The sequence below is a fragment of the Iningainema tapete BLCC-T55 genome (assembly GCF_014698965.1).
Taxonomy (GTDB): Bacteria; Cyanobacteriota; Cyanobacteriia; order Cyanobacteriales; family Nostocaceae; genus Iningainema; species Iningainema tapete.
Genome location: NZ_JACXAE010000057.1, coordinates 77,882 through 97,506 on the forward strand (window position 1 = coordinate 77,882; position 19,625 = coordinate 97,506).

The 19,625-nt window shown below is 41.5% G+C and carries 21 protein-coding genes; 10 read left to right on the forward strand and 11 right to left on the reverse strand.

Translation table 11 applies throughout. The features are described from left to right. Positions 1-23 precede the first annotated feature (23 nt). From ICL16_RS16605 to ICL16_RS16625, 5 genes are all read left to right on the forward strand, one after another. The gene (locus tag ICL16_RS16605; protein ID WP_190829692.1) at positions 24-1,406 is read left to right on the forward strand and encodes an aminopeptidase P family protein; all 1,383 of its coding nucleotides are present in this window, start codon (positions 24-26) and stop codon (positions 1,404-1,406) included. Positions 1,407-1,440: 34 nt separating this feature from the next. Then, complete coding sequence (locus ICL16_RS16610) at positions 1,441-1,692, forward strand: hypothetical protein (protein ID WP_190829694.1); 252 nt, start codon at positions 1,441-1,443, stop codon at positions 1,690-1,692. Next, complete coding sequence (locus ICL16_RS16615) at positions 1,680-2,126, forward strand: type II toxin-antitoxin system VapC family toxin (RefSeq protein ID WP_190829696.1); 447 nt, start codon at positions 1,680-1,682, stop codon at positions 2,124-2,126. Before ICL16_RS16610 ends, ICL16_RS16615 begins: the two co-directional genes overlap by 13 nt. A gap of 184 nt (positions 2,127-2,310) precedes the next feature. After that, positions 2,311-3,282: a CobW family GTP-binding protein gene (locus ICL16_RS16620; RefSeq protein ID WP_190829698.1), complete on the forward strand. Its 972-nt coding sequence runs from the start codon at positions 2,311-2,313 to the stop codon at positions 3,280-3,282. Positions 3,283-3,383: 101 nt separating this feature from the next. Further along, positions 3,384-4,460: a WD40 repeat domain-containing protein gene (locus ICL16_RS16625; RefSeq protein ID WP_190829700.1), complete on the forward strand. Its 1,077-nt coding sequence runs from the start codon at positions 3,384-3,386 to the stop codon at positions 4,458-4,460. Between the two features lie 7 nt (positions 4,461-4,467). Here ICL16_RS16625 and ICL16_RS16630 read toward each other — a convergent pair whose 3' ends face one another. The 6 genes from ICL16_RS16630 to ICL16_RS16655 all read right to left on the reverse strand — a co-directional run bounded on the left by ICL16_RS16630 (position 4,468) and on the right by ICL16_RS16655 (position 9,685). Further along, on the reverse strand, positions 4,468-5,370 hold the full coding sequence (locus ICL16_RS16630) for an alpha/beta fold hydrolase (RefSeq protein WP_190829702.1): 903 nt from the start codon (positions 5,368-5,370) through the stop codon (positions 4,468-4,470). Positions 5,371-5,451: 81 nt separating this feature from the next. After that, positions 5,452-5,949: a DoxX family protein gene (locus ICL16_RS16635; protein ID WP_190829704.1), complete on the reverse strand. Its 498-nt coding sequence runs from the start codon at positions 5,947-5,949 to the stop codon at positions 5,452-5,454. A gap of 15 nt (positions 5,950-5,964) precedes the next feature. Further along, positions 5,965-7,443: an NAD(P)/FAD-dependent oxidoreductase gene (locus tag ICL16_RS16640; protein WP_190829706.1), complete on the reverse strand. Its 1,479-nt coding sequence runs from the start codon at positions 7,441-7,443 to the stop codon at positions 5,965-5,967. Positions 7,444-7,661: 218 nt separating this feature from the next. Continuing rightward, a complete protein-coding gene (locus ICL16_RS16645; RefSeq protein WP_190829708.1) occupies positions 7,662-8,180 on the reverse strand; it encodes a DM13 domain-containing protein in 519 nt (172 codons plus the stop codon). 178 nt (positions 8,181-8,358) lie between these two features. Beyond that, positions 8,359-8,799, reverse strand: a complete 441-nt coding sequence (locus ICL16_RS16650) for a SufE family protein (RefSeq protein WP_190829809.1) — start codon at positions 8,797-8,799, stop codon at positions 8,359-8,361. A gap of 100 nt (positions 8,800-8,899) precedes the next feature. Continuing rightward, positions 8,900-9,685: a Tab2/Atab2 family RNA-binding protein gene (locus ICL16_RS16655; RefSeq protein ID WP_190829709.1), complete on the reverse strand. Its 786-nt coding sequence runs from the start codon at positions 9,683-9,685 to the stop codon at positions 8,900-8,902. A gap of 110 nt (positions 9,686-9,795) precedes the next feature. On the opposite strand from ICL16_RS16655, the gene ICL16_RS16660 reads away from it, so the two are divergent. After that, the gene (locus tag ICL16_RS16660) at positions 9,796-11,142 is read left to right on the forward strand and encodes an ATP-binding protein (protein ID WP_190829711.1); all 1,347 of its coding nucleotides are present in this window, start codon (positions 9,796-9,798) and stop codon (positions 11,140-11,142) included. A 209-nt stretch (positions 11,143-11,351) separates the two neighbouring features. On the opposite strand, the gene ICL16_RS16665 is transcribed toward ICL16_RS16660, so the two are convergent. From ICL16_RS16665 to ICL16_RS16680, 4 genes are all read right to left on the reverse strand, one after another. Then, positions 11,352-12,251 carry an SDR family NAD(P)-dependent oxidoreductase gene (locus ICL16_RS16665; protein WP_190829713.1) on the reverse strand — a complete coding sequence of 300 codons (900 nt, stop codon included), beginning with the start codon at positions 12,249-12,251 and terminating at the stop codon, positions 11,352-11,354. A 744-nt stretch (positions 12,252-12,995) separates the two neighbouring features. Continuing rightward, entirely contained in the window at positions 12,996-13,883 is an 888-nt protein-coding gene (locus ICL16_RS16670) for a DUF2382 domain-containing protein (RefSeq protein WP_190829715.1), read from the reverse strand. Positions 13,884-13,975: 92 nt separating this feature from the next. Continuing rightward, positions 13,976-14,938, reverse strand: coding sequence for a DUF2382 domain-containing protein (locus tag ICL16_RS16675; RefSeq protein ID WP_190829717.1), 963 nt, complete (start codon positions 14,936-14,938; stop codon positions 13,976-13,978). Positions 14,939-15,167: 229 nt separating this feature from the next. Next, complete coding sequence (locus ICL16_RS16680) at positions 15,168-16,010, reverse strand: DUF2382 domain-containing protein (RefSeq protein ID WP_190829719.1); 843 nt, start codon at positions 16,008-16,010, stop codon at positions 15,168-15,170. A 200-nt stretch (positions 16,011-16,210) separates the two neighbouring features. Between ICL16_RS16680 and ICL16_RS16685 the strand changes: the two genes are divergently transcribed. The 4 genes from ICL16_RS16685 (at position 16,211) to ICL16_RS16700 (ending at position 17,950) form a co-directional block, all read left to right on the forward strand. Continuing rightward, on the forward strand, positions 16,211-16,843 hold the full coding sequence (locus ICL16_RS16685; protein ID WP_190829721.1) for a bifunctional 4-hydroxy-2-oxoglutarate aldolase/2-dehydro-3-deoxy-phosphogluconate aldolase: 633 nt from the start codon (positions 16,211-16,213) through the stop codon (positions 16,841-16,843). 94 nt (positions 16,844-16,937) lie between these two features. Then, positions 16,938-17,147 carry a hypothetical protein gene (locus ICL16_RS16690; protein ID WP_190829723.1) on the forward strand — a complete coding sequence of 70 codons (210 nt, stop codon included), beginning with the start codon at positions 16,938-16,940 and terminating at the stop codon, positions 17,145-17,147. Positions 17,148-17,208: 61 nt separating this feature from the next. Further along, a complete protein-coding gene (locus ICL16_RS16695) occupies positions 17,209-17,409 on the forward strand; it encodes a hypothetical protein (protein ID WP_190829725.1) in 201 nt (66 codons plus the stop codon). A gap of 70 nt (positions 17,410-17,479) precedes the next feature. After that, a complete protein-coding gene (locus ICL16_RS16700) occupies positions 17,480-17,950 on the forward strand; it encodes a L,D-transpeptidase (RefSeq protein WP_190829727.1) in 471 nt (156 codons plus the stop codon). Here ICL16_RS16700 and ICL16_RS16705 read toward each other — a convergent pair whose 3' ends face one another. Beyond that, a complete protein-coding gene (locus tag ICL16_RS16705) occupies positions 17,951-19,546 on the reverse strand; it encodes an Hsp70 family protein (protein ID WP_190829729.1) in 1,596 nt (531 codons plus the stop codon). Positions 19,547-19,625 lie beyond the last annotated feature (79 nt).

A 19,625-nucleotide genomic window follows, 5' to 3' on the forward strand; every position in this document is an offset into this window, starting at 1 on the left:
TCCCTCTTGCGGTTCCATTTACCATGAATATCCACACCCCTAATTACCTTGCGCAAACCTTACGTCACAGAAGACAAAAACTAGCCACTCTAATTGATTTTCCTGTAGTCTTGTGGTCAGGAAATAGTATTTCGCGCAACTTTGGCGCAAATGTTTTTCCCTTCCGCGCTAGCAGCCACTTCCTTTACTTCGCTGGATTACCATTACCCAACACAGTAATTCGCCTTGATGCTGGTAAACTCGAATTATTCATGGACGATCCTAAACCAAGTAGCGCTCTTTGGCATGGCGAAATGCCCAGAAGTGAGAAAATTGCTCAGATGATCGGTGCGGATGTCACAAGACCAATGATAGAATTAGATTTCTGGGTAGAAGATGCGGCAACAATTGCTGTGCAAGATGCTGCTACTTGGACGCAACAGTCGCAGTTGATGAATAGATGGATTTTACCACAAAGTCCTCCGCAAGGAATTGACTTAGAGTTGGCACTCGCAATTATTCAGCTACGCTTGTGTCATGATGATAGTGCTTTAGCCGAGTTGCGCTTTGCTGCTGCTATTACTGTAGAAGCACATAAAGCTGGGATGAAGGCGGCAACAAATGCCAAAATTGAAGCAGAAGTCCGGGCGGCAATGGAAAAAGTCATCATTGCTCATAATATGACTACTTCCTATAACAGTATTGTCACTGTTCATGGGGAAGTTCTGCACAACGAGCAATATCACAACCCCGTGCAAAAGGGCGATTTAATCTTGGCTGATGTTGGCGCGGAAACATCTGGAGGTTGGGCGGCTGATGTTACTCGTACTTTTCCAGCATCCGGTGAATTTTCATCTACCCAAAGAGATATTTATAATGTAGTGCTAGCTGCTCATGATGCTTGCATTGCGCAAGTACGCCCTAGTGTGGAGTATGAAGATATTCATCTTTTAGCTTGTACTGTGATTGCATCCGGTTTGGTGGATTTGGGAATTTTGCAAGGAAATCCCCAAGATTTGGTAGAAATGGACGCTCACGCTCTATTTTTCCCTCATGGAATCGGACATCTGCTAGGTTTAGATGTTCATGATATGGAAGATTTGGGTGATTTGGCAGGGTATGAACAAGCAAGACAAAGAAGCGATCGCTTTGGTTTGGGCTACCTACGTTTAAATCGTCCCTTACGTCCGGGAATGTTAGTAACAATTGAGCCTGGGTTCTATCAAGTGCCTGCCATTTTAAATGATGTCCAGTTGCGGTCAAAATATCAAAATGTAGTTAATTGGGAGCGCTTATCTCAATTTGCCGATGTACGAGGAATTCGCATAGAAGATGATGTCTTTGTTACAGATGAAGGTAGGGAAGTCTTAACTGCGGCATTACCAACAGGCGCTAGTATTGTAGAAGATTTGGTCAAAGATAGCTGACGAAATAGGGCAATTCAAACAGGAGAAGTAAGGAATGCAATCAACGTTACGAATTGAGACTAAGATTTTACCAGGCAACAAGATTGAGATCAATTTGCCTACCGATATGCTCTCAAGTTCTGTGGGACAAACCGTTGAGGTCATTGTCCTCCTGCCTGAGCAACCACAACTAATGCGTCAAAATATCCTCGAATGGATTGAACAAGCACGTGGCAAAGGTCCGTTCAGAAGCGTTGAAGAAATTAACCGAGATCTGCAAGCTGAAAGAGATTCATGGGACAGCTAAATTTACCAGACTCTGCCAGAATTTACATCGATACCTTAGTTGTGATTTACACAATTGAGGTCAATCCCAATTACTGGCAACTGGTGCAACCTCTGTGGCAAAAATTTCAAGCAGGACAAATTGAGTTGATCACTAGCGAACTCACTCTCATGGAATCCCTAGTCATCCCATTTAGACAATCCAATGCCAATCTGATTGATACCTATGAGCAGTTACTTCTATCCTCAGTGCTTCAACTCATTCCAATTAATCAGATTATCTTGAGGGAAGCAGCAAGGCTACGCGCCATCACGCCTTCCCTGAAAACACCCGATGCCATTCATGCCGCAACTGCAATCACTTCAGGCTGTACCCAGTTTATTACCAATGATCGACAACTACGAACAGTCGCAAACTTGCCCGTTGTGATTCTAGATGAGGTGCTGGCATCTTGAATGAAAACTGAATTTCCAAACACAAACTTAGTTGCTTAAAAAAACTCAATTCTTCAACCATGCTAACTCTACATTTAGTAATTTCTGCTCAAACCGGAGGTATCTCACGGAACAACAATGAAAAAACATTTATCATAGGTAGTGATAACGATTATCTAAATGTAAGAGAAGAGGCATTGAGGGTATGGTAGATAGCGTAACGAGTGATTTAGTTCCCGTTACTGTTCTCACTGGTTATTTAGGAGCAGGTAAAACAACACTTTTAAATCGCATCCTTACCCACGAACATGGTAAGAAAGTAGCTGTGATTGTCAACGAGTTCGGAGAAGTGGGCATTGATAATCAACTAGTTATTGATGCAGATGAAGAAATCTTTGAAATGAATAATGGCTGTATTTGCTGTACAGTACGCGGCGACTTGATGCGCATCATTGGCAATTTGATGAAACGCCGTAATAAATTTGACCATTTAGTAATTGAAACTACTGGACTCGCCGATCCCGCACCCGTAATTCAGACTTTCTTTGTGGATGAAGATATGCGGGAGAAGATACAGTTAGATGCAGTAGTCACAGTGGTAGACGCAAAGCATATCTGGCAGCACTGGGATGCAGACGAAGCGCAAGAGCAAATTGCCTTTGCTGATGTAATTCTACTCAATAAAACTGATTTGGTGACACCAGAACAGCTAGATGAGTTAGAAAAGCGGATACGTTTGATGAATGCTATGGCGAAAATTTATCGTACCCGGAATTCTGAAGTATCGATGGATACGGTTTTAGGGGTAAAAGCTTTTGACTTGAATCGCGCTTTGGAAATCGATCCTGAATTTTTAGGTGAAGATGCTCACGAACACGATGAAACTGTATACTCTATAGCTTTAGTGGCACAAGGCGCACTGGATGGAGATAAACTAAATAATTGGTTGGGCAATTTACTGCAAACTCAAGGACAAGATATCTTCCGCACGAAAGGTATTTTGAATATTGCCGGAGAAGAAAACCGCTTTGTCTTCCAAGGAGTACATATGTTGTTTGATGGTAAACCAGATCGTCCTTGGAAAGAAGGTGAAACTCCTAAAAATGAACTAGTTTTCATTGGGCGCAATCTTGATGAGGCTAAACTCAAAGAAGATTTTCTCGCTTGTATGACATAGCAAAATTATGAATTTTAATATTTATTTTTCATAATTCATAATCCTGTGGAGACGCCCCACCGGGGCGTCTCTACGCCCATCCATCGATCCGCTGCACAATTATGAACTCCTCTGCTCTCCAATCGAAAGAATTTGAAGAATACTTTTCGCATACTCTTTCCGATTATGTTACTGCGATCGCTTGGTCGCCAGATGGTACTACGGTTGCCGCTACGAATGCCGCCGGAGATGTGGTATTATGGCAAAATGGTAGTATAACTACTTTACAGACTGGTAATGGTGAATCTGTAGATTGCGTTGCTTTTTCTGGTGATGGTCAATATTTGGCTGTTGGGGGACAAGACGGACGAGTAAAAGTTTGGCAGAATTATGAATTAATTGCTACTTTGGAAAATTCTCCTGCTTGGGTTGATCGTTTGGCTTGGAATCCGACTAGTAATCAACTAGCTTTTAGTACTGGGCGTCAAGTACAGGTGTGGGATGCCGATACTCGTGAGATTCTTGCTGGGTTGAATTTTGAATCGTCTTCTGTTTTGGGTATTGACTGGCGTTGCGATGGTCAATATCTTGCTATCGGGGGTTATCAAGGTGTCAAGGTGTGGAATTGTCAAAACTGGAATGATGAACCATACATTCTAGATATACCTTCGGTGAGTTTGGCGATCGCTTGGTCAACTGATGGCAAGTTCCTCGCTTCTGGTAATATGGATCGCACGATTACTGTTGTGGAATCTCAACCATTGATTAGGGGTGAAATATCTGAACCTTGGGTAATGCGAGGTTTTCCTGGTAAAATTCGTCAAATCGCATGGTCAGATCTTACCACGAAACAAGGTGCGCCCTTATTGGCTTGTTCTAGTGTAGAAGGTATTGTGGCATGGGAAAAACAAGCTGATGACTCCTTGGGCTGGGAAGCAAGAGTTCTTACCAATCATGTTGATGTAATTAGTGCGATCGCTTTTGCACCCAAGAGTTTATTATTAGCTTCCACAGGTGCTGATGGTTGGGTTTGTCTGTGGAAGAAAGCTAAGCAAGTAGCGCAAATTCTCACTGGTGCAAGTGATGGATTTTCTTGCCTGGGATGGCATCCCCAAGGTACACTACTTGCCGGTGGTGGTGAAAATGGCGAATTAATAATTTGGTCTAAAATAACACGTGGACAAGGTTTTGGAGGATGAACAATTGTCAAGGCAACAAAAACCCGCGCATAGCATCCACCACGGCTTCGGGAAATTCTTCATGCATCCCTAAAGAACCAGGTAGAATTACTGTCTGTACTCCTGGTAATGTAGCCATTGCATCCATAGAAGCACGGGATTTAGCTGGGCTGGATTCTCCAATTACTACCATTAAAGGGATTGATAACCCTTGCACAAGAGCAAGAAAATCTGCTTGGTTGTTTACAGCATCAAGGTTCCCAGTTACGAAAGCGGCAGGCGCAAACCTTGCCCCTGGCTGTTGAGTGTTTTGCCATTTATGCTGAATAAAATCTGGGGTGAGTTTAGCTGGATCGACGTAGACGTGGCGACGGTACATCAAACTCAGGAAGGATGGTACTGTGTTAAGTTTATATAAAGCTTGACCGATGAGCGGCGATCGCACTAACCCTCTTACCACCCCAGCTATTTGCTGATTTGCTCCCATGGTTGGTAGAGGACCACGCCAAGTAGGAGCTACCAATACAATACGTGAAAATACGGTTGATTTTTGTGCAATTTGTAAAACGTAAGCTGCACTATGACCTGCTGCAACAACGGCGACTGGGGTATTAAATACAGATGTCACAAACTCTGTGAGAAATTTGTGATATAGTTCCTTGCCATAGTTAACCGGAAGACGAGAAGATTGCCCAAATCCAGGCCAATCTACAGCTACTACTTGAAAGTAGGGAGAGAGCAACTTGCCAATTTCGCCAATTTCCGAGCGCATGGAAACGGTGCTGAAAGCAGGGAGTAGTAGTAGCGGTGAACCCGTGCCGAGACTTTCATAGACAACACGGATTTGCTGGTTTTCAAAGGTAAAAAAGTATTCTTTAACTACTCCACCGATGTCGCCAGGGGCTTTTTTCGCTAATAAATCGGTTGACATCAGACTTGATCTTCTTTTACACGATCATAGCAAAAAGGAGGATGAGGCTCCTCCTTGTTACTTGGGACTGAGTTAAGTACACTAAAAATCACTCAATCTTTCCTGCCGCTTAGTGCGGTAATCATCGTAAGCTGTACAAATCCAGGCACTAGTTAGCAAAAACACATTTTTGTCCCAGTTACCTTGGTTATTAGGCAACAATCCATCAGGTCCAATTAAGCCAAATGCGATGATGAAGCTAAAAAGCATTAACATCATAATTATACCAGCCCATCTTACCCAACGATTAATCACAAATAATGTACCGACAATCATTTCCGCAGCAGGTAGTAAGTAAGCGTAAGGTAAAGCAAAAAAAGCAGGTAAAGGTCCTATTCCTTCAAATCCCCAACCCCAAAGCCTGAGTTTGCTGTTAATAATAGTTTCAAAAAATCCACCAGGCGCGTGGAAATGTATGTAGTTGGCAATGCCAGAGAGAATGAAGAATAACCCTAAAAGAATGCGAGTTGTGGCGATCGCTGTTTTGAGCATACTACGTTCGTTTCTTAACCCGGCTGATTCATAAGTTGTTATCAGCATGTTTTTAACTCCAAATTAACTCCCGACTTTTGACTTTTGACTTTTGACTTTTGACTTCCCCAAAGGAGCTGACTCCCCTTGTTGTATTTGATTTAGTAAAGCGGGTAAACCTGTTGGTTGCAAAGCTTGTTCAAATTGAGTTTGTTGAACAGTTCGCCAAAAGAGTAAGCCACTGCTAATCATTACTAACGCAGCAGCAGCGTTACCAGCCCACTGTAGAACCGGGGTTTGCGGCTGGGATTTTAATATAGGCTGACTATAGCGGCGAAATAGTTCATCAGTCAGCCAACCAACAGTAGCTTTGAAATTATGCACTGGTGTAGGTAGTAGTTCCAAGTAAGTTCCTTGACGAATCAAGTGTCCGGAACGTCCGATAATCATGAAGCGATCAAATAGGTTTGCAACTCCCTCACCTAAGCCTAACTTCATCAAAGTTCCCCGCATACTTACCGTCGCTGGTTTTAACTGGTTCCCTTTCGCTATTGCCTGGAGGTTATGAGCAATAGCGGCTCCCTGCTGATAAGCAACTTGTGCTGTTGCAGGTAGAGGCTGATCTAACACTGCACAGTCACCACCGACAAATACTTCGAGAAAGTCAGGTAATTGCAAGGTGGGTGTTACGCGCAAACGACCTGCAGAATCACGCCCTTGTTCAGGAATAGATAAATTTTGTAGCAGGGGATGAACTCCATTTCCAGCAGTCCAAATCATTGTTGCTGCTGAACGAGTCTTTAATTGATCGTCTTGCTGGTATTCCAGGCGATCGCAATAAATTGTTTTGACAGATGCGCCTAACACTAACTCCACAGGTACTGTGCGTTGCTGTAAAGCTTGGAGTGCAGTTTGCCGTAAACCAGAGTTGACATCGCCTTGAAGGATTTGCTTACCGCGATTGACAATGACAATCTTAATTTCTTCAGGATTGCCACCAAATTGTAAATACCACTTAGGTAATAAATCTGCTAAAGTCGCTGCCATTTCAATTCCAGACGGACCAGCACCAATGACAGCTACAGTTAGTAGCGATCGGCGTTGTTCGGGATCGTTAGTCTGACTAGCACGTTGTAAACATTCTCGTAAATGTCTTTTTAAAGCTTGTGCATCGTCACCTGTACGAAAGCCAAAGGTATACTCCTGAACTCCTTTGATCCCGAAGTAACTACTGGTACTACCTAACGCCAACACTAAATTACTGTAAGAGTAAGATAGTCCGGAAGCCAGCTTGACCTGCCGTTGTTGCAAATCAATGTGCCGAACACTATCCTGTACAAAGGTGATCCCGTCACAGTTAAGTAATTCATCGTAGCGTGGTTGAACTTGAATGTCAGTCATTTCGCCACTGAGTAGTTCATATAACAATGGCTTAAAGACAAACCGCTCAGCTTGATCAATTAAGATGATTGGTCGAGGATAATGCCCAGAACACAGATGCAAAGCTGTGAATAAACCAGCAAAACCTCCACCCAGAATTACGGTTGGTGTTGTGTTGTTCATATTAGTACGCCTTAAACTGAAGTTTAAGGCTAATAGCTCAAGTCCGTTTTAACGAACCCAAAGAGTTACACGGTTAGCTAATCGCGTAGTTAAGCTCTTAGTCTTGAATTTTATTTCTTAGACGATAAAATTTATGGTGCAATTGAAGTAGGGAATTAGGAGAGAATTAAAATTTATACTCTCCCTCTCTCTCCTACTCCCTTTCTCCCCCACTCTCTTTAGCGACTGGCGTTACTAGCAGGGCGCAAAGGAGCATAGCCGAAAGTAGCATTTGCCATACGACACCAGATGACGACAGACTTGAAGTTAGCAAGGTTGATGGCAGATGGAATTGGGTAGCGCTGTGTACCGTTAAATTTTTGTAGTTTGCCTAGATTTACGTAGCGAGTTAAATTATCATACTTCATTGGTGGTTTGTTTGAAGAGTCAAGCAGAACATGCAAGTCTGGGCCTTGATCGCTGGTTTGAAAAGCAGAATCGAGTACTAAAAATTGTTGTCCATTTTCTGTAATAATTTGAGCAGTTCCAGAAGTAGGTTGTTCTGCTTTGACAAAAGTGCCACTTGCGGCTATCTTCTGTTGTTTCTGAGCGATGAGAGTACCTGATGTAACAGTAGAAACAGAGGAAGACACTCTTGTGACAGGATTTTGTGATGCTCTTACTGTAACAGCTGAAACTGACAGAACACAAGCTAAAGAAGAAACGATACTTAGTTGTACAAATTGGTTAAGCTTCATAATTTCCTCACCTAAATAAGATTTATGGAAGTTTTTTGCTTTGCGCTTGTTTTGAGCACAAAATCATTTTCACCGTGTAAATCTGGTTTAGGATTAGTTTGAGATGAGAGTTCTCACTGAAATTGCTGAGAAATTTCTCAGCAAGTCAGTAAAGTGCTGCCTCTTTGACAATTAGCCATTAGCCGTTAGCCATTAACTCACTTTCCAACGCCTTTTTTTGCATCGTTTTGAATATATTGTAGAATCCATTAGCACGGGAGGGTGTCAGGCTAACATTTAAACCAGTTTCTTGAATAAAATCTGGAGTAAGTTGAATAATTTCCTTTGGGGTGAGTCCATTTAAGCCTTCAACCAACAACCCGACTAATCCTTTAGTTAATTGAGAATCAGAATCACCTTGGAATAATACTTTGCTGTCATCCAAAGTTGCTGTGATATAAACCTGAGAAACGCAACCAGAAACTTTATTTTCTGGTATTTTATCAGATTCGGGAAACTCTGGGAGTCGTTGACCATACCAAATTAGTTGTTCATAGCGTCGCTTTGGGTCAGAAGCACGTTGGAAACGTTGGACAATCTTAGCAAGTGATGGTGGCAAGGAATCTATGTTAGAGGACATAACACAGGCAAAAAAATCATCGACATTACCTTGAGTATAGATGTTTTCAGGATGTGAGGTTGTGGGGGAAATACGATTCTCCACTCCTCCCCCCACACCCCTAATTTAACAACCAAAAACCACTGTAAGTCATGCCTGAATCGTCTGGCTGTACTAACAAAAAGTGCAATCCGCGACTTTGCTGTTTGCGCTGCTCATACATTTGAGCGGCGGCTTTGACTTGTTGATCGGTAAATGTGGCAATAATCCATCTATCTACCAAACCAGCTTCTAAAACTAACCCATCAGGTGTACCACCAATGTAATTTAGTGCAAAAGGACGTTCGGCTTGCAACCACCGTGCCAAGCGCATCGATTGCCTTCCTCCATAGATTACTACACCGGGGATCGGTAAAGTTGATGCTAAGCCGAGATTTATGGGGAGGAGAAATTCTGGCATTTCTATAATGGGGATCGGGCGATCGCTAAACACTTCCGTAATATCACTTGCGCTAAGTGTAGCAAAACGCCATTGTTCCCCCCAGAGAGCTTCTGGCATTGGTGTAGGGGGTGGTTGATCGAGAGTGATGGGATATTGTTTTTCCTGTAACCACTGTTTTAATGCCCATGTATGGCGAGTTGGTTCTACAGTAATACCCAAACTGCGCCCTGCTGCTGCAATTAAACTTAACGACTGAGGACGAAACACCTGTATAACATCTGGTAGAAGATTTCCTGCTGCAAGCTGAATTTGAGCAGCAACCCAAGTCGAATTAGCTTGTGATTGGGGAATTGTTGCCGAATACTCAAAGTTGCGCGTTGAATCGCACATCAGTAATTCCCACAATACCTGTGCTGTATCCAAGCCTTGACGACGGTAAAAATCAGCCTGCCAAATTAAACTCATTTTCTGCAAGTGCACATGAACGTGGTTTAAACCAATTTCCAGAGTTAAAATACTAGGTTATTGTTTAGCCATTCAGCTACAAGTCCTCTTTGTACAACTTAGGGTTTGCGGTGCAAGAAATCAGTAAGGAAATATCATCAACATTTTTATCGGTTGGAAACCAGAGCGATTTAGGTTTGGAATCAACCCTCCAGGAGCTATCATTATACAACTTCTCCGTGGAAATTAGTTGCACTGGTGTGGAAGTTGCTCAATTTTTGGAAAAAAACCCGTTACTACCTGGAGCTATCTTGGTAGAAGCAGGAAAGTACGTAGGGATGATTTCACGGCGACGACTGCTGGAATTTTTAATTCGCCCCTTAGGACAAGAGTTGTTCCATCAACCGCTGCGCATTCTCTACAGCTATGCTCGCACGGGTGTTTTGCTGCTTGCCGATACTACGCCAATTTTGACAGCAATGCAGTTGGCGTTGAAGCGAATGCCGGAACTTTTAGCCGAACCAGTGGTAGTGCAAACCGATCTTGACACATACAAGTTACTTGATATGCAGGAATTGAACATTGCTTCTTGGCAAATTCGGGGTATAGAAACTCAAGTGCGGTATGAACGCAGTCAAGCGCAGATGATTCAAAATGATAAAATGGCGAGTTTAGGGCGTTTAGTGGATGGGGTAGCACACGAAATTTTAGACCCCGTAAATTTTATTTGGGGTAACTTAACTCACGTTTCTAGCTACAGCCAAGACTTGATTAAGCTGGTAGCAGCTTACGAAAAACAATTAACTAGTACTTCCTTTGAAATCATCAAAATTAAACAAGAAATTGAATTTGATTTTTTAGAAGAAGATTTGACAAAAGCACTCGCCAGTATCCGCAACGGGGCAGAAAGATTAAACAAACTCGTTACTGGGTTACAAAACTTTTGTCACATTGATGATGTTTATCCTAAGCCAGCCGATTTACATGCTTGTTTGGATAGTATTGTCTTACTAATTAATAGCAGTATTCAAGGAGAAATTGAAATTGTTAAAGACTACGGTCGTCTCCCTCTAGTATATTGTTTTATTGGTCAGTTGAACCAGGTATTTATGAACATTATCAGTCAATCTGTAGATACATTACTTGATGAATCAGTGCGACAGCAATTAAATCCAGAATCTCATACCGCTAAACCACAAATAGTAATTACAACCAAGGTCATTTCTCAGGAAGCAACAATACCAGAAGGACTTTCATCTCGTTTGGTTTCTATTCGCATAGCCGACAATGGTCCGGAAATGTCTCAGCAGTTGCAACAGCAAATTTTAGAGTCTTTTTCTGTTGAGAAAAGGGCTGATAAAGAAACAAGTTTAGCTGTGAGTTATCGAATTGTCACAGCAAGACATGGTGGCAATTTAAATTTCCGTTCTACACCAGGAAAAGGTACTGAATTTGAGGTTCTGTTACCTTTAGTTTGATCATGTAGGGTGGGCATTGCCCACCAAAACTGTAAAAAGCGCTGTTTTCAGTTGTTAAATTATTCATTTTTTTCCTTTAATGTTATCTGTTGGGTATTGCAGATTTTGCTTCTGGCATCGTTTTTACCTCGACTTACCCTGTTGGTATTTTACCGATGAGGGAGTACAAAACTAAGTTGAGGAATGGGAAAGGTTTACTATCTTCTTGCTTACAACTTGTCGGCAGATACGAAAGAAACCAGGTTTTTGAACAAAGACACATCCCTGAAAGGATAAATCTTACTCAACAAACCTGATTTCTGTATAAGTCGTTTCAGTTTTTCGTAAATTGGTTTTCTAGACGCTTGCGGAGACGCAATCTGTAAAATTTTCTCCAACAGCCAAGGGGCAAAGCGTTGACACAATACTGCTAAATGACTCTGCCATCCAACTAATATTTCCGGCGAATCCCTTTGTAGTCCGGTAACGAGTGCTTGAGCCACCTTTTCGGGAGTCATGGGCATCACCCACCGGAATAGTTGTAAGTCGCGTATCATGTCTGTGTCTGTAAGAGTTGGCAGTAATGCTATTACCTGGATGTTGTATTCAGATAGTTCGCTGCGTAAGGCTTGGGTAAAGCCTAAAATTGCAAACTTGGTGGCAGAATACGTCGCCATCGTCGGTGCAGCTACTTTCCCCATCAAACTCGACACATTCACAATCGTCCCTTCTCTTCGGCTTGCCATCCGTCGAGCCAACATATGAGTGATAGTGTATGTTCCCAATATATTCAGAGAGAGTTCTTCTTGAACTTGAGGGAGTTTAGATTGCAAAAAGGAGCTTTGATAGGCTACGCCTGCACAATTAACCAGCAGATGAATCGGACCGTAACTGCGCCAAACTTGCGCACAGGCAATATTTACCAACATTGGCTGAGTCAAATCTAAAGCCATAATCACAGCTTCGACTCCCATTGCCTCAATCTCTTTTGCTACCTCGCTGAGTTTTTGGCGATCGCGTGCGATTAATATCAGCCGCTTTGCCCGTTGTTGCGCTAATGAAAGCGCGATCGCACGCCCGATCCCACGGTTCGCGCCAGTAATTAGGACAACTTTGCCTTGAATATTCATATTTGGTGATAACCTCCTGTATCTACGTCTTACCTGACTGATATGAGCCAGACATAGTTAAAGCTTCTTCGTTTCCTGGCTCTTAGTAAGACAATTTGATCAATGTTGATGCCTAGATGAGTTAGACTGTCTATATTTTTGACTCATCTGCTGCTATAACCTCATAATTGCCGATAACAGGCATAAATTTTTCTCTTTATCACCGATTAACAATTATCACTATGGATAAAGCTCATAGGTTTTACCTCCTCTATATGCACACTAGCCTGTGTGTTCTTACACACCTTAACAATTAAATCAAGTAGTTGCAATCTTTTTTTATAAGAATTTCTTAATGATTTTTAATATCTAGTAATATATACAATATTTTTTTAATAATTTTTTCTTAATAAGTAGCAAAAACTTCAATTTTTTGACTCGTAAACTGAGATTTTTGCTAAAATCATCCAGATATTTCCAGCTAGCTGTGCGAAAAGAAGAACTCAGTTGTCAGAATATAAGAATTCCACTCCTCTACCTCGTTCCTACGCTCTGCGTGGCCAGAGGCTCCACCTCGAAAAGTTTAGTTTACCAGAGGTAGCAGCCCACAAGTCTGCATTCTCAGGCTCCTGCCTGGGAACGAGAGACGAAAAAAGAGGGATTAATTGCCAACCCCCCTTGCCCCCCTTAATAAGGGGGGCAAGGGGGGATCAAGCAGATATTGAGAAAATTTAAGTGGGGATCAAGTAAACTCTTGACTCCTGATTAACCTTTAGAGGTACGATTAAACCACTCTTGGTATGTTTTTTGGCGTTCCTCATTTTCGACAACAACTGTTACTTGCACCTTCAGGGTACCATGCTGACGCTCAAGAGCGATCGCATTCAATAGCAAACTAGCGATTTTAGGCGAATCAAATTCACCGCTTACAGTTAAACTGTCATCTAAATCTGTTACAGGTATTTTTTCTTTCGACTCAAGTGCAGAAATTTCCTGTTGACCTAAATCTATTTCGGCAATTTGTTTGCGTTCTGAGCCAACTTGTTCTATAATCAGTTTCTCTCGCCGGACAGGAATTTGTACCATGCGAGTTTCTATTTCTTTACGAACAATTACCTCTCCAACTTTACGCTTGCTACGCTCAACAACTAATCTTTCTCCTAGCAAACGAATAATATCTGCTTGTAAATTTTCTCCGTCTTCTCTAATTACTGACTCTATCTGATTAATATTCTGTTTTACTACTGTATCAGACGTAGTGTTATAAGTTGAATGCTGCTCATCGGCTGAATTTTGTGCCATTTTACTTCCTGTACTTTCTTTCTGTACATTTACATCATATTTTTGAATATATTCTATTTGTGATTGCTCAATATTTATTGATACACTCTTCGTCACCGGATCAATCTTATCTACTACATTGCTTTTTAAGCGAAACAACAATTTTCGTTCTTTCTCTACTAATTTAGACACAATAATGTTTAGTTGACGATTAGCATCAACAACTAAATCTCTGACTTCTCCTACTAGCTTACCTTGCTTATCTACTACAGTAAAATTTTTGACTTTTCTCCGCAATTTTTCTAGTAAGTTGGCAATTTTTGCGTTTGTTTTAGAAGTGTATGTATCGAAAGAAACTGTTTTATTACTCATTGTTATTTTATATATAATTAACACCTTAATTAAGTATGGTGCGTTATGCTATTTGCCTAACGCACCCTACCTACATTAGTTATATTTTACTATTAGCGTTCTTCAATTGGAAGACCAGGAGCATTTACATCCAATTCTTCACGGCGAATTGTTTCTTGAGCTTCAACAGTTTCTTGATCTACTACTTTTCTGACTCTGACTTCTTCACGCACAACAGCTTCTTTGCGGATGTCAGGAGTTTCTTCGTAGATTTCTACACGAGCAACTTCACCTTCCCGGAAGTTAGCTACGCCTGGAGCAACTGCTCTACCTGCGTCTTCTGGAGTTACTCGCTCAACAACTACTCTTTCTCTTTCTACAGGAACTGCCACCCGTGCGGTTTCGGTTTCAATATGCTTACCGATCGCTACTTCCCCAGTTTTCTGACGTGTCTTACTAGCAATCAATCTTTCTTCGTACAGTCTGAGAGTTTGATGATCTGTGTCGTTCAACCCAAATAAAGAAGGCTCTTGCTCGTATTTGTAGCTATTGCGATCATAAACTGGAGTCGCTGCGGTATTTTGTTGATTAGCTGTAAAAGCAGGAATTGGAGTAGTACCTACATTTGCTGTACCTAGAGGAGCTGATGCATCTAGAGATGTAGATGTATCTACAGGTTGAACGTAGTCTCTTTCTACTGTAGTTGAAGTTGTGTTAGCTGGATTGCGGTATACACCACGTACACTTTCTTCATAATCGTAGTCAACAGCTAAGCGATCGCTGAACTCAGGTAAATTGTCAGCTTGTTCTCTTGTTAAACCAACTGCATACACGCGATCGCTGTTATAGTCTACGCGAGAACGACCTACTGGTAACAATACTTTCTTCCCAAAAATCCAGAAACCTAAATCAACAACTAGATAGCGGAAACGACCTTCTTCATCTACAAGAATTTCGCTCACTGTGCCTATCTTTTCATCATTACCTTCTGTATAGACACCCAGTCCTTTAATATCATTACCTTGAAAAGTGTCGCGGTAATTTGGATCGAAATCTGTAATCTTGTAAAGAGCCATATTATTTTCCCTCTCGCTGGTTTCTATTCTTATCACCTAATGTAAGAGTCTTTGTTATTAATAGCATCTTCCTTATGACTGAATTAAATTAATTATTAATATTCACCAGTAGTATGTTGTTGTTAGGATAAAATTTAAATCCCCGACTTTTGAGAAGAAGTCGGGGATTTGAAGAAAGAACAAGATTCCCGACAACTTTTACGAAGTCGGGGATCTTTGGAAAAACTAATTAGATGCGATCATTGATATTACGTCCAGTTTCATCTACAGGCAAATTACCTTCAGTGCGAATATCTAACTCTTCGCGTCGAATAGTTTCTTGAGCTTCAACAGTATCACGATCTACAACTTTCGTAACACGAACTTCTTCGCGTACAAATGCTTCTTTACGAATCTCTGGTGTTTCTTCGTAGATTTCGATGCGTGCTACTTCGCCTTCAGTAAACTTAACATTAGATGAATCTACTACTGTTTCTGCTGTGGTTGGAGTAACTCGCTCAATCACAACGCGCTCTTTTTCAATTGGTACTGAAACCCGTGCGGTTTCGGTTTCAATGTGCTTACCGACTGCGACTTCCCCTGTTTTAACACGAGTTTTGCTAGCAATTAACCGTTCTTCGTAGAGTTTAAGGGTTTGATGATCGCGATCGTTTAGGTTGTATAAGGTTGGCTCTTGCTGGTAATTGTAAGTATCTCGGTTGTAGTTAACATTGCTAGTTGCAGGACGATAAGCTGTGCGTACCTGTTCTTCGTAATCGTAGTCAACAGTTAAGCCTTGTTTGTACTCAGGTAAACGCTCTAATTGTTCTCTGCTCAACCCGTCAACATATACGCGCCGTTCGTTATAATCGATGTGAGATAGACCAATTGGTAGCAATATCTGTTTTCCTGTAAAATCAGAGTGAGTTGCAACAACTAAATAACGAAAACGACCTTCGGGATCAACTAATACATCATCTACTGAGCCTACTTTTTGTCCACCTTGTGTATAAACATCTAAAGCCTTAATATCATCACCACCAAAAGTTTCACGGTAGTTGGGATCAAAGTCCGCCAGTTTGTATAGAGGCATAATATTTTTACCAAGCTTTCTAGAACATCTGTTAACAGCATAAGTATATATTTGGTTTATTACATCTTGCTGGCGACTTAATTTAAGTGATAAATATAAGCAGTTGTTGAAGAAGAATTGTTATTTAGTTGACTAATTCCTCAGTCTAAATATCTATTCCTCATGGTTGAAAAAGAAAATCCTAAATTTTAAAAGAAAGAATGTCTGGTCAAAATTGGTTATCATATTTGCAACAACAAAGAGCAATTGCAGTAATTCGCGCTCCGTCCAAGTCTTTGGGATATAAAATGGCATTGGCTGTGGCGTCAGGAGGAATGCAGTTAATTGAAATAACTTGGAATAGCGATCGCGCTCCTGAATTGATTGCCCAATTACGGAAAGAATTACCCCAAAGTGTCATAGGGGCAGGTACATTGTTAAATCTGCACTCAATGCAAGAAGCAATTACAGCAGGGGCAGAGTTTTTGTTTACACCTCATGTGGATTCTGCAATGATCGCTGCGGCAGTGGCTTTAGATATACCAATTATACCAGGAGCGCTTTCCCCGACGGAAATTGTCAGCGCTTGGACAACGGGAGCAACCTGTGTAAAGGTATTTCCCGTACAAGCGCTAGGAGGAGCAAGTTATATCAAAAGTCTACAAGCACCACTTGGTCATATTCCCTTGATTCCCACAGGTGGTGTTACCTTGAAAAATGCCAAAGAATTTTTACTTGCAGGTGCTTACGCCGTTGGTTTAAGTAGTGAATTGTTTCCCAAAAAGCTGGTAGCAGCCGGAGATTGGCATTTGATTACTCAACAGGCAAAACAGTTAATGCAAAGTTTAGTGTAGAAACGCAATCACCAACGCCGTAAATTCTTTGCGAAAATTTGGGAACTATAGATTGAGAAAGCATCCTTACCATCAGTTTTGATGGGACAAACTGATGTCACCGAAAACCATAACTAATTCCCGTACCCAACTTGCTCAAAAAGTACCTTTCCGCCTGATTTTAGTCGTTATTTATGGAGAGGGTAGTAAATTTTGGTTTGATTTAAATTTACTAGAAGCAACAGGTTGGATTGAGATAGAATCTCTTCAGCAAAATGTAATTGGCTATCAAGGAGAAAATCGCCAAATTTTGATGGATTTATGAAAATAATGGTAAAGATCAACTTGTCTTTTCTACTCAACAAACTTCAACCGAGCTTGATGACATGCTGTTTCCTCCACGAGAAGAACTTACTGCACTATATCAAGCAGCTAAAGCTGGTTATATTTTGCAAATTAAACAGGAAGCTCATCGGATCAAGCAGCTAGATGTTAAATATATAGTCTTTGCCCACTATGTATTAAAGTTAGCTGAAGAATTTGAAGATGAGGCGATCGCTAATTTACTCAAACCGCACTTGACATAACACTACGCTATCAAGTTTAAATTAGTTTAGGGATACATAGCATCTCAACTTAACTTAATGGTAATATATAATGCTAAATCTGATTCGGTGTAATTGGATACGTCGTTCAGGTAACTTCTGGACGGGTATACTGTTAATGTTTGTGGCTTTATTGTCTTGCTCAACGCCTGCTTCTGCCTACAATTCATCGTCTCGCCGGATTCAAGTAGACCTTTCCGACCAAAGGTTATATGCATGGGAAGGTAAAAATCTTGTTTACTCAATGCGTGTTTCCACTGGAAAACGCTCTACACCCACACGCACGGGTAGATTTACAATTCAAACTAAGCTTCGCACTACTCGAATGCGAGGCAGAAACTATAACATTGCTGATGTTCCCTACACAATGTATTACTCAGGAGATTATGCCATTCATGGAGCATATTGGCATAACCGTTTTGGCAGACGAGTTAGTCGTGGCTGCGTAAATTTACCTGTTAGACAAGCTCGAAAGTTGTATAACTGGGCATCAGTGGGAACGCGAGTGGTAGTAAATCAATAACTAGCTCAACTGTGCCACAAGTTGATTATCTAACAGCGTTTCATTGGTTAACAAGTCTTCAACTGTAATCCGTAAAAAGCGCTGTTCATCAACTTTAAAGAAAATTTTAATGCGATCGCTCCCCGGATTTCCTGGTGGTGAAAGTTGGGCGATAGTTCTAGCACCATCTGTATCATTGAGAGGTTTAACGCTAGTTTGCTCGGAATCAAGACGACGAGTAACAAGGCGCTCACCATCAAAATAAACTTCTGTACCACCGGTGTCTGCCCCCAACTCTCCCATAATTAATTCAATACTAGGTTGACTTTCCACAGAAGCGCCCAAGACTAATTCTACTGCTTGACTCATGGGGTAAGCTTGCCCTGCCTTCACGATGGGATGCCAGTTGTGGCGACTGTGACGGCGATCCCAGTAACGGATACCGTAGCTGTGGTAGAGAAAATCTTTGAGTTCCACCCCTTGGGCAAGTTGTAAGGCACCTTGGGCAATGGCTTCAAAAGGACGTTCACAACGAATTTTCTCTGCTGCAAAATACTGCTTTACCCAAGTTTGCACGAATGGTAGTTGCACGGTTCCACCAACCAACAAAACCGCATTAATATCAGAAACTTCGATGCCCTGGCGTCGTGCTTGTTGCAGCAAAGATGTCATTGACTCATCCAGTAACTCAAAAAACGAGTGTTCTTTAAGGATAGTTTCCAAAGTGTCGCGGTTAAGTTCTAATTCATAACTTTCAAACGTCTCATCATTGAAGTAAACTTCACCTGCTTGAGTTTGGGTTGATAGCTGAATTTTCACTCGTTCTGCTAATCTTGTAGTTAAGGGACTCACCACCAGCCCTTGAGTTTTGGCAAAGTAATCAACTATCCAATTATCAATATCAGTACCACCTAAATTTTGTCCAGCTTTAGCTAATACGCGGGCAGTTTTTACCTTCTGCTTTGATTCGCTTAGAGACTTATTACCCCACTTGAGAATAAACCCCAGAGGTTTTTGGGTTGTTTGCAGGCTTTGATCTAACCTTACCAGAGACAAATCTAAAGTTCCGCCACCAAAGTCAATTACCAAAAGAATTTCTTGATTAGCTAAGCCATAACCCAAAGCTGCCGCTGTAGGTTCATCTAGCATCCGCACCTGTTCGATATTTAAACCTTGACAAACTTTTCCCAGCCAATGGCGGTATGCTTCAAAACTATCTACAGGTACAGTTAATACTAGAGAATCTACCCCACCTTGAATGAGTGATAATTGCTCAATTATTTGGGTAAGGAACAATTCCCCCACTTGCTCGAAAGTAATAATTTCTCCATCTAATTCAGGTAAAAAACCTTGAATTTCTGCACCAATCCCGCGTTTGAAACTACGGAAAAAACGGGGATCGCTTTTCAAATCTAGCCCACCATCGCGCACTTGTTGCCCCACCAAAACTTGCTTTTTCGCTGCATTTTCCAGATAAACCAAACTCGGAATCAGTGGAGGATTGAGACTTTGTTGAACAGATAAACCAGGTAGATTAAGAGTTTCTGGCTGTTGGGTAACAGGGTTCCAACGAGCAATAACAGTATTACTTGTACCAAAATCTATTGCCACTACCATATTTTATTCACCCTATCACCCAAAATGCCAACTAACTTTTTGCGCCTACCCTACGGGAAGCCGCTTTGCGTCTATGCGT